Source organism: Tritonibacter litoralis (assembly GCF_009496005.1).
In the GTDB taxonomy this organism is placed as follows: Bacteria; Pseudomonadota; Alphaproteobacteria; order Rhodobacterales; family Rhodobacteraceae; genus Epibacterium; species Epibacterium litoralis.
In genome coordinates this window covers 150791-165851 of record NZ_WIBF01000002.1, presented here as the reverse complement: position 1 = coordinate 165851, position 15061 = coordinate 150791, and the positions used below count along the sequence as shown (strand labels likewise).

The window sequence follows — 15061 nt, the reverse complement described above, 5'->3', positions numbered from 1 at the left end:
CTTGGGTCGATAAAGGGGATGTCGCAGTGCTGGGACTGCACCGTGGCTGATTGTCTCAGAACCGCTTGATCGCTTTTTACTCATGTGTTGCTTTGTCTTTGTGTTAGCCTGTTCCGCATCAGGGAGGTGGGGATGCAAACACGGCAGCATGTTGAGGAAATCGAACGTGTTTTAGACGGAGCGCCGACAGGCCGGGATACTTTTGTTTCGGCCTCATGGCGGCGCTGTGTAGAGCTTTATGGGATGGATCCGCTGCGCAGTGATCCGGCTCATATTGTCACCGAAACCGAGTTGAAGGCCCATCGTAAACAGGCCGAGTGGATGATCGCAGCGGCGCGCTCCGGCCTGCAAAGCCTGTTTCGCCAGGTCGCGGGGCAGAACTATGTGCTGCTTCTTACGGATGCCCAAGGGGTTTGTGTTGATTTCTTTGGCGATGATCTGTTTCTGGACGATTTAAGAGGCGCAGGGCTTTATTTAGGCTCGAATTGGTCCGAGGAACTGGCCGGCACCTGCGGTGTTGGGGCCTGCATTGTTACCGAAGAGCCGGTGACCGTGCATCAGAGTGATCATTTTGGAAATGCCCACACCACGCTGTCGTGCACCGCGGCGCCGATATTTGACAGCCTGGGCAAACTTACGGCAGTGCTGGATATTTCGCTTCTCCGTTCACCTGCAGCCAAAAGCAGCCAGAACCTTGCCATGAACCTGGTCACAAATGCCGCGCGTCGGGTGGAAATGGCAAACCTGATGGCAGAGAGCCGCCGCGATTGGGTTTTGCGTCTCTCCAGTAGCCCTGAATTTCTGGATGTTGATCCCGAAGCCGCTGTGCGGCTGGACGGTTCCGGCAAAGTCATCGGTTACACAAGAGACGCGCGCAAACTCTTCCCTGACGGCGCACCCATCCTTGGCCGACGCATTGATGAGGTAATGGGCGTTTCGGTTGACGATCTGCCAGACCTAATGCGTAACCGTCCAACCGAGGAACGCATCGTAGAGATGGGGGACGGTGGCGCACTCTTTGGTCATGCAATTGCACCAGAAAGCCCACGCCGCGCGCTTTCGCCTATGGCTCCGCAAAAACCTCTTGGCGGGGTTCTCGCTGGGCTGGCCGGTGGAGATCCGGGTATGGGGAGACTGTTGGAAAAGGCCGAAAAACTGTCGCGGACACAGGTGCCACTGCTGATCACTGGCGAAACAGGTTGCGGAAAATGCCGCCTTGCCCGTGCGATCCATATGGCAGGTCAAACGGCAGGTTTTGTCACAGTCAATTGCGCGGGCCTAACCTCTGATGGGCTGCGTGCAGCCTGCGACAAGACCACGGGGGCTACAACTTTGCTCTTGCGCCGGGTGGAGAATATGACCGAAGAGGCTGCGCATTCACTCGCGTCGCTTTTGGACGAACGCAGCGATATCCGGCCGTTGTCCACCTGCTGTCTGGATCCTGCGGACCTTGATCTTCCCAGCAGCTTGTTTCACCGTCTTTGCGGCACGGTGCTCGCGATGCCACCTCTGCGTCAACGACAGGACCTGAGTTGGCTGATCGATCGCCTGCTGCGCCGTCGCGCACCGGATGAGATCCGTCTTTCCCCCTCTGCACGGGTGAATCTTCTGGGCCGATCCTGGCCCGGCAATCTGCGTGAATTGGAGCATGTTCTAGATGTGACACTCGCGCTCAGCGACGGTTCTGTCATCGACCTGCCTGATCTGCCGGCCCCAATTGAATCTGCTACCCGCGGTGAAGAAAGTTTGGAAGAGACCTTGGAAGCCTGCGATTGGAACATGTCACAGGCCGCGCGTCGTTTGGGCGTCAATCGTTCAACAATCCTGCGGCGGATCCGGAAATCGGGGCTCAAACCGCCAAGCTGATCTGTTGCGCGCTGTTGCGTCTGCAACATGCCGCAACGCAGAGATGCATTTCTTCGCAGATTACGACTGCAAGACAATAGATCCGCGCTGAAATCGGCAGCGATACTTCTTCAGCACACGCAGACTGAGGAGGATATGCGATGCTTGATTCAACAGTTCCAAGCAAAACACAAGAAATATTGGACGCCTTGAATATCGCTTTGGAGGAGGGCGATATCGAAGCAGCAAAGGCTCTGTTCGCGGATGATTGTTATTGGCGCGATATTGTGTCGGTCACCTGGAACATCAAAACAGTGGAAGGCCCATCTGGTGTCGGTGACCTGCTGATCCATCAATTGGCGAAGACCGGCCCCGGTGGATTTCAGATCCAACCAAAAGAAGTACCGACCGAGGAAGATGGCGTAATCACCGCCTGGATCAACTTTGAAACAAAGCTTGGTCGCGGTACCGGCTTAATCCGCATCAGAGATGGGCGCATCTGGACATTGCTGACCGCTTTGCAAGAGCTCAAAGGCTTCGAAGAGCCACGCGGGCGCCGCAGGCCCATGGGTGCGGAACATGGTGCCAAGAAAAACCGGGTTACATGGAAAGAAAAGCGCGAGGCGGAAGCCGCATCGCTGGGCTATGACACGCAGCCCTACACGGTGATCATTGGCGGTGGCCAAGGCGGGATCGCCCTTGGGGCGCGGTTGCGGCAACTGGGTGTTCCAACCATCGTTTTGGACAAACATGAACGTCCTGGCGACCAATGGCGCAGCCGTTACAAATCGCTCTGCTTGCATGACCCGATTTGGTACGACCATCTGCCCTACATCAAATTTCCTGACAACTGGCCCGTGTTCACGCCCAAGGATAAGGTCGGCGACTGGTTGGAAATGTACACCAAAGTGATGGAGATCAACTATTGGTCCAAGTCCGAGGTGACAAATGCGCGCTTTGATGAGGCGTCGGGTACCTGGATTGTTGAGGTGAACCGCGACGGTGAAAATGTAACGTTGCGCCCGACCCAGCTTATTTTTGCAACTGGTATGTCTGGTAAAATGAACATGCCGACTTTCCCGGGCATGGAAGACTTCAACGGTCAGATTCAACATTCTTCGCAACATGAAGGTCCCGATGACTGGACCGGTAAAAAGGTTGTGGTTGTCGGCTCCAACAACTCGGCACATGACATTTCTGCAGCGCTCTGGGAAGCGGATGCCGATGTGACCATGGTGCAGCGTTCCTCGACCCATATCGTGCGCTCTGACACTCTCATGGATATTGGTCTTGGTGGGTTGTACTCCGAAGACGCGCTGGACAACGGTGTCACAACCGAGAAGGCAGATATGATCTTTGCCTCTTTGCCTTACCGTATCATGCATGAATTCCAGATCCCGCTTTATGACCAGATGCGTGAGCGGGACGCCGACTTCTATGCCGGCCTTGAAAAAGCCGGGTTTAAACTCGACTGGGGCGACGACGGCTCGGGTCTCTTTATGAAATATCTGCGGCGTGGCTCGGGCTACTATATCGATGTTGGCGCAAGCCAGCTGATCATCGATGGCGAAGTCAAACTGGCTCAGGGGCAGGTGGACCATTTTGTCAGCGACGGGATTGTCCTTGGCGACGGCACCAAATTGGAGGCAGACCTGGTTGTCATGGCCACGGGTTTTGGCTCCATGAATGGCTGGGTTGCTGACCTCATCGATCAGGAAACTGCGGACAAGGTGGGCAAAGTTTGGGGTCTGGGCTCTGACACCACCAAAGACCCCGGCCCATGGGAAGGCGAACAGCGTAATATGTGGAAGCCGACCCAGCAGCCGAACCTCTGGTTCCACGGCGGTAACCTTCACCAATCCAGGCACTATTCCCTGTATCTCGCGTTGCAACTGAAGGCGCGGATGGAGGGGCTAGATACCCCGATCTATGGCCTTCAGGACGTCCATCACTTGTCTTGAGGACGTCACCGGCCATCATCAACGCCCAGCCAATAGGCTGGGCGCCCGATCAAACTTAAGGAGATTATTATGAAAGCAGCACGTTGGTATGGCGTTAAAGATATCCGTGTTGAGGATGTGCCAGAGCCCGTGGCTGGTCCTGGGGAGGTCAAGGTCAAAGTGGCCTGGACAGGGATCTGTGGCAGCGATTTACATGAATATCTTGCGGGTCCGATTTTTATTCCGGTTGACGCGCCTCATCCGCTGAGCGGCGATAAGGCGCCCATCACAATGGGACATGAATACTCCGGTGTTGTCACTGAGCTTGGGGAAGGTGTCTCAGGGCTTGAGGTGGGCGATAAGGTTGCGATTGAGCCGATCTTTGCAAGTGAAACCAGCCAAGCGTCGCTGGAAGGAAAATACAATCTTGATGACCAACTTGGTTTTGTTGGCCTATCTGGCGGTCATGGTGGATTTGCCTCCCACTCGGTTATTCCGGCGCGTATGGTCCACAAGATGCCCGATGGCCTTTCGATGGAGCAGGGCGCCTTGGTGGAACCGGCGGCCGTGGCGCTGCATGCGGTGCGTCTTTCGTCGATCAAAGCAGGCGACAAGGCCGCTGTTTTTGGTGCGGGGCCGATCGGCCTGTTGGTCGTGGAAGCGCTGCGGGTTGCAGGGGCATCTCAGATTTACGTAGTAGAACCCTCTGAGGTCCGCCGTGCCAAAGCGCTGGAACTGGGGGCCACACAGGTCATTGATCCGATGTCCCAAGACGCGGTTCAGGCGATCCGGGACGCATCCGGCGGCGTGCACGTGGCTTTTGAGGTCACTGGTGTGCCGCAGGTTCTGCCGCAATGCATCGATTCAACCCTGCATGACGGCCAGATTCTGGTGGTGTCAATCTGGGAAGGTGATGCCTCCTTCCATCCCAATACCGTTGTTCTCAAAGAGCGCCAGATCAAGGGTTCTATCGCTTATCGCCATGTCTTCCCAGCGGTGATGGAATTGATGCTGCAGGGCTATTTCCAAGCGGAAAACCTAGTGAATAAACGCATTTCCATCGACGATATAGTCACCGAAGGCTTTGACGCCCTGGTGGAAGAGAAGTCTCATGTTAAAATTTTGGTGGAAGCGCCTGAGTAGTTTAATCTCAACGAAATGTGGGCGCAGCCAGTCAAGCTGCGCCCACATTCTTACACCCAAAAGATGTTCAGGTCTGACGCAGATGCAAGGACGCTTTGCTGCGAAACAAGGGAGCCAGTAACAACGCCAGAGTACCGTCAACAAAAAGCCAATTATTTGGGCAGGTTTCCTTCTTATAAACTAAATTTCCATTCTTTGAGAGGAAAGATCCGTTTGTCACATATCTAATCCAACCTTAGGGAACACACGTGATGAACAACGTTTTTAAGATTGCCGCCGTTTGCGCGATGGGTCTTGCGTCTTCTGTACAAGCTGAAAGCATTAGCTTCTTTACCGAAGACTATGCGCCCTTGAACTTCGAGCAAGACGGAGAAATCGTCGGCGTCGCGACTGATCAAGTGAAACAGATGATGCAACGTGCCGGTTTGGATTATAGTCTGGAACTGACACAATGGTCGCGTGCGATTAATCTGGCTGAAAAAAAGCCAAACACCTGCGTTTTTGCTACCACTCACACTGAAGAGCGTGACGCACGTTTTCAGTGGGTTGAACCTTTGAGCGCGGACAAGACCGTTCTGGTCAAACTCAAAGGCAGCGACGTCAATGTAAACTCCATTGAAGATGCGCGCGCTCTTCGAACGGGCACTCAGACTGGTGACTATACAGTTGGTGTCCTGAAAGACAACGGATTCGAACTGACAGATCTGTCGCCCAACTTCGAGGTGACTGTGAAAAAACTTAAAGCAGGCCGTATCGATCTACTGGTTACATCTGGGTCATTTTATGAGTCGGCGGTTGCCGAAGGTCAGCCAATGGAAGCGGTTCTAACTCTTTCTGAGACCATCATGTCGGTGGCCTGCAGCAAGGGGACAGATGCGGACCTCATCGCGCGCATGCAAACCGCCTTGGATGCTATGATCGCAGAGGGTGTTCAGGCGGAAATTGCGGGCAAGTACCGTTAATTGATGCAGATACTTGGAAGGAAGGGCGATCTTTGGTCGCCCTTTTTTGTGTGGGCATGGGGAGCATACTTTGATGCTTTTACTTTAAGGCGATGGCCCTAGCGAAAACATATCCGGTGCAGCCATCTGGTCGCCCAAGTATTTTTCAATTTTTTACATCTAAATTTTCATCCGATAACGCGGAATTAACTGCAAGGGTGCGACAACGTGACTAGAGACGTGATTTTCTAGGTGACGAAGGTGTCGGAGTTAACACAGTGTGTGAGTCGAGGGTTGTATGTCTCAAGGCATCCTTTGCCATTGAAATGCTCCAACCAATGTTTCGCGACGTCTACAAATCTGCTGTTACGTAACGCGAAAAATGTGCAAAGCGCGATAGGGCGCTGTGATGCAAAAGTTTCGGTTTGCTTGCTTCAATTTTGCCGCAGCCACGATCACGCGCTACGCGCAAGAATTGGCATGGGACTCCGCACGCCACGGTCAACCTCCAAAATGTCTTCAATCACCGTTTGTAAAACGGCCGTCTTGAAATGGGTGCGCCTCTTCAATGTCTGGAGAAATCGTATCAGACGATATCCGATGTGAAATGGCGAGAAAATATCCAGTCCAATGAAGGTAAATGTATCTTAAAGGTTAATCCGATGCTGAAAACCACTCGTTTCAAAAACATGCCGGTAAAATTAAAGATTCTTTTGCCGGGGCTCACAGGTCTGCTTATCATGATGTTCGTGATAACAGTTTTTTGGGCAAATACGCTGTCCAATGCGCTTTATGAGGCATTTGAGGAGAAAGTCGCTCTCACGAATTCCTATGTCGCAGCACCGCTCGCGACGGCCGCATGGAATTACGATAGTGAATTGGCGGATTCGACGCTTCAATCCTTGTCACAGCAAGACTCCTTTGTTTTTGCCCAGGTCGTCAGCGCGGGCGACGTTCTTGCCGAAACTTCAAAATCCGGTCAAATGGAACCGTCATGGTTAGAAACATCGGTTGCGATGCTCGAGGCTGAGACCTTGCGCCAAGAGGCTGGCGCACTGACCTTCTTCCAGACGCCCCTTTCTTTTGACGGAGAGGTGGCCGGTAGCTTAATTTGGGCGCTTGATACTTCAATCATTGCGCAAGAAGTTAACTCTGCAAATATCACTGCAACGGTCCTTGGGCTTGTGTTCTTTGCGTCCTTCGCGGTTATGCTGTTTTTGATTTCCTCGGGTGTGGCAAATCCGATTGCCACAGTTGTTTCTCACATTGATGCGCTCCAAAAGGGCGATCAGAATCGAGAAATTCCCGAGGCTGAACGCCGAGATGAGATTGGCGCCCTTGGTAAGGCGCTGGTGTCGTTTCGCGATGCGAACGCCGAAGCAAAACGCATGGAAGAAGAGAAGCATCGCGCGGATGCCGCACAGCAACAAGTTGTGGATCGGCTAAGTGATGCCATTGGGAAATTGGCGACGGGTGATTTGACCAATTCAATTGAAAACACGTTCCCGGAAAAATATGAGCAGCTGCGCACAGATTTCAATTCTCTGATTGATCGCCTGCGCGAGACGATTTCTTCGGTTGTGGGAACAGCCGAGAGTATTCGCAGCGGCTCGAGTGAAATCACCCAAGCTTCGGACGATCTAGCTCGCCGGACGGAAAGCCAAGCGGCGACATTGGAAGAGACCGCTGCTGCTTTGGATGAGCTGACAGCCTCTGTTCGCAAAGCGGCAGATGGCGCATCAAGCGTGTCTGAGACAATGCAAGACGCAAAAAGTGAAGCCGTAGACAGCAGCGAAGTGGTCAGCAGTGCGGTCGAAGCGATGAACGCCATTCAGGAATCGTCAAACCGTATCTCGCAGATCATCGGGGTTATTGATGATATCGCCTTTCAAACAAACTTGTTGGCCTTGAATGCGGGCGTGGAAGCCGCGCGGGCAGGAGAAGCAGGTCGTGGTTTTGCTGTGGTGGCCTCAGAGGTTCGCGCGCTTGCACAAAGATCATCTGACGCTGCAACCGAGATTAAGACGCTCATTGGAGATTCATACCGTCAGGTGGAGCATGGCGTGGATCTTGTCGGCAAAACCGGCGAAGCATTACACAGTATCGTTGGCCAGGTAACGCAGATCTCGGGATTGATCTCCGAAATTGCACAAGGGGCAAGCGAGCAGTCGGGCGGTTTGGCTGAGATCAACACCGGTATGATCGAATTGGACAAAGTTACGCAGCAAAACGCGGCCATGGTCGAGGAAGCGACCGCAGCAAGCCACATGTTGAAGGGAGACGCGGCAAATCTCTCCAAGATGGTTTCGTACTTCAAGCTGAAGGAAGGAGCTGCAGTTGTGCAGATGACCCAAAGGCAAACGGTCAGCTTTGAAGACGACGAGTGGTCCGTGCCTGAGGAGACGACGACCGCAGTCGCAGGCGGCGGAAGAGCCCAGTGGACAGACTTCTGATCTGTGCTCTCAAAGAGGAGTGACCGGCCTGCTGCGCGGTTCGTGGGCTTTCCTTAGCTGTCCTGACAACCCAAAAAGCGATCCAATTTGGTTGCGCATTTATCCTGAGAATAAATAGGGGAGGGTGTGCAACCAAAGGGTTCAACAACGGCACTCCCCAAAAATTCAGGCGTAAAACGGTTCAGCGGATCACGTGCACCGAACATTTTGCGTGATGCACAACTCTATTGGCCGTTGAGCCCAGCAAGAAGTCTTCAAAGCCGGGCTTATGCGACGCCAGAACGATGCAATCGACCTTGTTTTCATTGGCAAAGTCAACAATGGCCCGGCCGGGATGACCAGAGATAAGCTGTACTTTGGCTTCGGGTAGCTCAGAGGCGCATTGTTGTAAACCTTCCAAAACGTCATGCCGCGTGTTCGCCAGCACATCGCTGGGTATCTGAGCGCTTACGTAGGCCGGGATCGGCTCTTGGACGTGCAATACAGTAAACACTGCATCCGTATCAGCCAGCTGGCGCGCCGCCTCAAAGGATGCTGGGGTATCGTTTTCTCGGTTCAGTACAACCGGGATCAGTATGTTCTTGTACATGGGAACTCCTTTCTTCGGCTCCAGTCACTTTGAATTGTTTTGCGCTGGCGGCCCGTTATACCGGGTCAGAGTTCGATGATTTTGTTGCGCTCCGCGCTCTGGCGGTAACATCATCCACTGTTTTATCGACGGCTTCCGCCTCGGTTTCGGCAACATAAGTTGCACAGCGCGTCATAATCTCGAGCCATTCCTGAGCGTCTGCAACCAAGCGTGCGGCTGAATTGCGTTGCCATTCCGTGAGGTTCTGAATGGCCTCGGTGGGTTCAGACGGGTTTGCCTCTGAGACGTTGCGGGCCGTTTCCAGAGCGGTTCGGACGGCTTCGTGTCGACGTTCAAACCAATGCTGTGCAAAGGCCTCGGTCTCTTCGAGCATCTTTTCTTGGGCATCCCAAAACTGCTCGATCTGCGCGCTGTAGATCGAATTTTCCGCAAGGGGCAGCTTCACGTTCTTCAGGCTCTCTACAAGAGATGCGGGATAGTTTGAGCTTGGCTTCAGTTGTGACATCGAAAGTTCCTCCTCATTAACGAATGGTGCAAATTAACACCTGCTGAGACCCCTCGTGTTGATAAAGATCAAGATCTTGAATGTTTCCTGCTGGGCGGCTGTGTCGTGTTGATCCACATGCAAAACCTCACCCCAAAACCGCAAACACCCAACACGGTCCTTTGGTTGAGGCAGATCAATGTCCTTGGTCGATCTAAGCGGTGAAATGGAATTGCCTCAGCCTGCGCGCCCTCTACTGTCACACTGTTTTGCAAAAGTCGGTGCGAACAGCATTTGAACCCAGGGTGCCTTCCGTTTGGCTGTTTGGCAGGCAAAGAGACGCGCGTCCGGCGATTGATCGGTCGCCATAGCGAATTGAAGTTGAGACTCAAGACAAACGATGTGGCGATCCCTTGGGGTCAACCCACGTCACGCACACGGGCCAAGAAGAGGACGGACACCGCCTGCACCCCGGCTGCAAGGTGGTCTTTGGAAAGCTTATGAACACAGTTGAGCCACAAGAACCGAAACTTCGTCGTGCCCTGACGACCCCTTTGTTGACGCTTTATGGTCTGGGCGTAACTGTGGGTGCTGGAATTTATGTGCTGGTCGGCGCTACGGCCGACATCGCAGGACCCTATGCGGCGTTTTCATTTGTTGTGGCGGCGCTCGTTGTATCATTGACGGCCCTTTCTTATGCAGAGCTTGCAACACGATTTCCCGTCAGCGCAGGCGAAGCCGCCTATGTTGAGGCCGGATTTGAAAAAAGCTGGCTGGCTGTATGTGTGGGCCTCGCCGTTGCCATGTCTGGTGTAATCTCCGCCTCAGCCGTTGCAATTGGGGCAGCCTCTTACCTGCACGCGCTGACGGGGCTGTCTGTCCCCCTCTTAACCATCGGCGTGGTTTCGATTATGGGGCTGATCGCGCTCTGGGGCATCACACAATCCGTCATGGTCGCAGCGGTTATCACAGTTATCGAGATCGCCGGGCTCCTGTTTGTGATCGGCTGGGGTATGTCGGTGCAGGATCCGCAAGGATACCCAATCACGTCGATGCTCCCCCCGCTTGAGATCGACGCCTTAAGACTTGTCTTTGCGGCTTCGCTGCTCGCCTTCTTTGCCTTTGTTGGATTTGAAGACATGGCAAATGTCGCAGAGGAGGTGAAAGACCCCGTCCGCACTATCCCCAAAGCGATCATGTTGACCCTTGTTTTGGCCACTGTTTTGTATCTTGGGACATCCGTGACGGTGTTGTTTGTGGTTCCCAGTGATGTACTTGCAACCTCTGCTGCGCCGCTTGCCCTTGTTTTTGCGGATGCACCAGAGGTTGTAAAACAGGGCTTTTCAGCCGTTGCGATTGTCGCAACGGTCAATGGCGTGCTGATCCAGATGATCATGGCCTCGCGGGTGATTTATGGGCTTGCGGATCGGGGGCAGCTGCCCAAGGCCTTGGCCACTGTGCCGCAAAGAACGCAGACACCGGTGGTCGCGACGCTTCTGATCGTTGGCATAATTCTGGTGCTCACCCAATCCCTTCCCATTGGGGTTCTGGCCGAACGCACATCCCAGATCGTGCTTGGCGTCTTTGTGTTGGTGAACGCCTCCCTGATCCTCTTGAAGCGTCAAGCGGACACCCCCAGCGAGCACTTCCGCGTTCCGGTGTTCGTCCCCATTCTTGGGGTGATGACCAGCATTTTGCTGTTCAGCGCAGGGTTTCTTTAAACAAGTGCGCCGCTCAGGGAGGGAATGGGACAGGCCAGCAGCAAGGTTAGGGTTGGCAATTTTCCGGCATGGAGGGTTTGAGCTGCAACAGCGCGCTCAGGCCGCAATTTCCCTGCACAAGATCCCGCAATGTCACCATGTCCAGCTCGTGATAAAACGCATCCAGCGCGCGTTCGATGTAGCGTTTCAGGCGGCACGCCCCGCTTAAGGGGCACGTGTTGGTTTCAGGGTCGAAACACTCGGCAAAGGGAATGTCGCCTTCAAACACGCGAAAGACCGCCCCCATCGAGATCGCATCCGCAGGGCGTGCCAGCGTGAACCCACCGGCCCGCCCCCGCAGGGTTGAGACAAACCCTTCGATATGAAGACGCTGGACCACATGGGCCGCATGGTTGGTGGAGCAGTTGCACATCTCTGCCACCTCAGCCGTCTTGAGCAGTCGGCCTGGATTGTCGGCGCAGGCCATCAGGATGCGCGCCGCGAGGTTGGTTCGAATTGTCAGTCGCATGCAATACCTCCAAGGATTGGACATTCCTGCACTTCAAAACCTTCTTATACCTTGAGCCAGATCAAGTCTTTTCACATGGAAAACACCTAATTACACATCCTAGATGCAGATTAATGTGAGCGGACAGACGCATGAGGTCGATGGTTCAAACCCGCAAAAGCGAAATGATCGGCGCGTGGCTATCCGTCCTGGCCAGCCTGATCTGGCTCTGTGGTGCGGCGGTCATCGCACGTGTTTTGGGGCGTTTGTTGATGGGCGACGATGTCTCGGCCATCGCTGCGGGGGCCGCGCTGTTTCTGCTTTGGGCCTTGCGCACAGCAACAGAGGCTGCGGCCCAACGATGCCTGTCGCAGGCTGCAGAGGCGAAAATCACCGAGCTGCGGCAGGAAATCGTGACACGAGAGGCCGCGTCGGCCTCTGCCTCTACCCTGGCCGGAGAAGGGGCATTGGCGGCGCTGGTGGCGGAAAAGCTTGAGACCCTGCGCCCAGCTTTGCTGCGCTATCGCCCGGCGCGACTGCGTGTGCTGGTGCTGCCTGCCGTGATCCTGTGTCTGACCGCTTGGCACAGCTGGGCTGTGGCCATTGTCCTTCTTGTGGCGGGCCCCTTGATCCCAGTGTTTATGGCTTTGGTAGGCTGGGCTGCCAAGGAGGCCAGCGCCCGTCAAATGCAGGAAATCGGGCAGCTCAGCGATCTTTTGGTGGACCGTCTGGCGGCTCTTTCAGATCTGCAATTGTTGGGTGCAGGCAAATCAACCGTCGAGACATTCGCCCGCGCAAGCGATACCCTGCGCCAGCGCACCATGGCCGTTTTGCAGATTGCCTTTCTGTCCTCGACGGTGCTGGAGCTTTTCTCTGCGCTTGGCGTTGCTTTGGTCGCCATCTGGGTCGGCTTCACCCTTTTGGGTGAGCTGAATTGGGGCGGGTGGGGCGTGCCGTTGACGCCCGTCGCAGGCGTATATCTTCTGCTGATGGCGCCCGAGTTCTTTCAGCCGCTGCGTGATCTTGCCGCCGCCTGGCATGACCGTGCGGCGGTAGATGCTGTGATGGACGAACTGGCCGCGTGGCGCGACGAGGACCGCGCGAAACGTCTGGGACATGGCGCAACTGAGCCCGCCTTGTCCCACACGCCTTCAATTGCAATTCAAAACCTGCACCACCGTGGCATCACTTACCCAAACATCCGCATCGAACCCGGCGAAAGCCTTGCGCTTGAAGGTGTCAGCGGAGCCGGAAAGACCACATTGCTGCGTTTAATCGCTGGCTTGGAGCAACCGGACAGGGGCACAATCCTGATCGACGGCGTTGCCCTGACCGAGGAAAACGCCAATCAATGGCGCGCCTCCATCGGTTGGATGCCACAGGCTCCGCATTTCTTTAATGGCTCGCTCCGCTACAATGTGGGCCTGGGCGCACCGGTATCAGATGACACCCTTGTGGCTGCGGGGCTGGAGACCATTATCCAGGATTTACCACGCGGCGACCTCACCCGGTTGGGTGAGCGTGGCGCGGGTTTGTCCGGCGGTGAAGGCCGGCGTGTGACCCTGGCCCGTGCGCTGCATGGCGCTCCACGCGTGCTTATTGCCGATGAGCCAACAGCTGATCTGGATGCAGAGACCGCGCGCCGGATCAGCGACAGCCTGCTGCAGTTCACAAAAGACGGCGGCACATTGCTGGTGGCATCGCATGATACCGCGCTGATCAACAGGCTGCAAAAACGCGTTTCTATCCAACGGGATACAGACGCCGCATGACAGATCTGATCGCCATCATTTACCTTATCATACGCAACGAGCGTCAAGCGCTGGCGCGCGGGTTTGCTCTGGCCTTCGTGGTGCTTGTTATGGGCGTGGCCCTGCTGGCACTGTCCGGCTGGTTTATCCTGGCAACGGCCGCGGCCGGCATGGCGGGGATCGGCATTCTGTTCAACGTTTTTGCGCCCTCCGCAATGGTCCGCTTCCTCGCGCTTGGGCGCACAGCCGCGCGCTATGGGGAGCGGATCCTGACCCATGACGCCACCCTTCGGGCCGTCTCGGAACTGCGTGTGTCCTTGCTGCGTGGGTTGCTCACCCGCCCATATCGCGCTTTGGAACGCCTGCGTGCCAATTCCGAGCTGAACCGGATTACCGCGGATACCGACGCCTTGGACGGCGCGTTGTTGCGGTTGGTCATCCCAGCCCTTGCAGGCAGCGCAGCAATCCTCATCACGTCACTGGTTTTGTGGTGGATTGTTCACCCCAGCGTCGCTGCGATCCTTGCGGCTGGATATCTTGTCTTGCCGACGGGGGTTTTCTGTATTGGCCAAGGCGTTGCAAAATCACCTGCACGTCTGGCCGAAGCTGCGCTGCAGGCGGGGCGCAGCCGAATGGTCGACCTTTTGTCCGGACGCGATGACCTGACCGTATTCGGGCAGCTGCCCCGCGCGCGCGACCATACGATCCACGCCTTTGACAAAGCCGCGCAGTCCCGCCGTCGCCTGGACCAGATCGAACGACAGACAGGCATGCTGATGGATATGGTCACGGCTTTGGTCACATCGGGCTGCTTGATGGTCGGGATCACATTGGTCCAGGCCGACGTGATCGAGACCGCCCAAGCTGCAATTGGCGTGTTTGCCGCACTTGCTTTGGGGGAGGCGGTGGCCCCCGTTCGGCGCGCCTTGTCCGAGATTGGCAAGATGACCAAAGCCGCCGCCCGTGTCCGCCCCGCCCTCAAGGCGCCGGACCTGGCATGGGATGACCCCAAACCTCCGTTAAGCGGTCAGGGGTTAGAGATGTACAACACCACCTTTGCCACCCAAGGCAAAGCGATGTTCAAACCGATCTCCCTGTCCGTTGCGCCGGGTGAAACCGTTGTCTTGGAGGGTGCAAGCGGCAGCGGGAAAAGCACGGTCTTGCTGTTGGCCATTGGGGCTCTTGTGCCTGCGCAGGGCATTGTCCGCGCTTTGGGATGTGACCCGGCGCAAGTATCGATGGACGCCATGACCCGCAAAGCTGTTCTGGTCACGCAGCGATCCGCGCTGATTGCGGGCACCATTTCCGACAATCTGAGGCTTGCGGACCCCACTGCAAGCGACGCCGCCCTATGGCGCGCGCTGGAAACTGTCTGCCTGCACAAGGTGCTGCAGAACCGGGGCGGACTGGACCTCAAACTGGGGCCGCGCGGTTCCGGGCTGTCGGGAGGAGAAGCACGCAGGCTGATCCTGGCACGGGCGATCCTGCGGCGTCCCGATCTGTTGTTGCTGGATGAACCCACCGAAGGATTGGACGACGCCACCGCAGATCTGGTCATGACGGGCCTGCGCGATGCCTTGCCAAATGCGGCCTTTCTTGTTGCGGCCCACCGCCAGGCTGAGCGTGCCCAGGCGGATGGCATCGTCCCGGTGATCCGCGCGTAATGCCGTTACGCTGCTAAATTCCACATCTGTGGCGCAAATTTGA

General features: G+C 55.7%; 11 protein-coding genes. 8 read left to right on the top strand and 3 right to left on the bottom strand.

Going from position 1 to position 15061, the window contains the following annotated elements; translation table 11 throughout:
• Positions 1 to 132: 132 nt before the first annotated feature.
• From GFB49_RS05005 to GFB49_RS04985, 5 genes are all read left to right on the top strand, one after another.
• Positions 133 to 1866: a sigma-54-dependent Fis family transcriptional regulator gene (locus GFB49_RS05005; protein ID WP_153214711.1), complete on the top strand. Its 1734-nt coding sequence runs from the start codon at positions 133 to 135 to the stop codon at positions 1864 to 1866.
• Positions 1867 to 2006: 140 nt separating this feature from the next.
• The gene (locus GFB49_RS05000) at positions 2007 to 3806 is read left to right on the top strand and encodes an NAD(P)/FAD-dependent oxidoreductase (protein WP_153214710.1); all 1800 of its coding nucleotides are present in this window, start codon (positions 2007 to 2009) and stop codon (positions 3804 to 3806) included.
• Between the two features lie 69 nt (positions 3807 to 3875).
• On the top strand, positions 3876 to 4928 hold the full coding sequence (locus GFB49_RS04995; RefSeq protein WP_153214709.1) for a 2,3-butanediol dehydrogenase: 1053 nt from the start codon (positions 3876 to 3878) through the stop codon (positions 4926 to 4928).
• A 251-nt stretch (positions 4929 to 5179) separates the two neighbouring features.
• Positions 5180 to 5890 carry a substrate-binding periplasmic protein gene (locus GFB49_RS04990; protein WP_153214708.1) on the top strand — a complete coding sequence of 237 codons (711 nt, stop codon included), beginning with the start codon at positions 5180 to 5182 and terminating at the stop codon, positions 5888 to 5890.
• A gap of 641 nt (positions 5891 to 6531) precedes the next feature.
• Positions 6532 to 8322 (top strand): methyl-accepting chemotaxis protein, encoded by a 1791-nt coding sequence (locus tag GFB49_RS04985; RefSeq protein WP_153214985.1) that lies wholly within the window; start codon positions 6532 to 6534, stop codon positions 8320 to 8322.
• 181 nt (positions 8323 to 8503) lie between these two features.
• Here GFB49_RS04985 and GFB49_RS04980 read toward each other — a convergent pair whose 3' ends face one another.
• Together GFB49_RS04980 and GFB49_RS04975 are read right to left on the bottom strand one after the other, a co-directional pair.
• Positions 8504 to 8911, bottom strand: a complete 408-nt coding sequence (locus GFB49_RS04980; protein ID WP_153214707.1) for a universal stress protein — start codon at positions 8909 to 8911, stop codon at positions 8504 to 8506.
• Between the two features lie 55 nt (positions 8912 to 8966).
• On the bottom strand, positions 8967 to 9416 hold the full coding sequence (locus tag GFB49_RS04975) for a phasin family protein (protein ID WP_153214706.1): 450 nt from the start codon (positions 9414 to 9416) through the stop codon (positions 8967 to 8969).
• A gap of 479 nt (positions 9417 to 9895) precedes the next feature.
• Here GFB49_RS04975 and GFB49_RS04970 point away from each other — a divergent pair, with 479 nt between their 5' ends.
• A complete protein-coding gene (locus GFB49_RS04970; protein ID WP_153214705.1) occupies positions 9896 to 11116 on the top strand; it encodes an APC family permease in 1221 nt (406 codons plus the stop codon).
• A 46-nt stretch (positions 11117 to 11162) separates the two neighbouring features.
• Here GFB49_RS04970 and GFB49_RS04965 read toward each other — a convergent pair whose 3' ends face one another.
• Positions 11163 to 11624 (bottom strand): RrF2 family transcriptional regulator, encoded by a 462-nt coding sequence (locus GFB49_RS04965; protein ID WP_153214704.1) that lies wholly within the window; start codon positions 11622 to 11624, stop codon positions 11163 to 11165.
• A 131-nt stretch (positions 11625 to 11755) separates the two neighbouring features.
• On the opposite strand from GFB49_RS04965, the gene GFB49_RS04960 reads away from it, so the two are divergent.
• Entirely contained in the window at positions 11756 to 13375 is a 1620-nt protein-coding gene (locus GFB49_RS04960) for an ABC transporter ATP-binding protein/permease (RefSeq protein WP_153214703.1), read from the top strand.
• A complete protein-coding gene (locus GFB49_RS04955) occupies positions 13372 to 15018 on the top strand; it encodes an amino acid ABC transporter ATP-binding/permease protein (protein ID WP_153214702.1) in 1647 nt (548 codons plus the stop codon). The genes GFB49_RS04960 and GFB49_RS04955 overlap by 4 nt, the downstream gene beginning before the upstream one ends.
• The last annotated feature ends 43 nt before the right edge of the window (positions 15019 to 15061 follow it).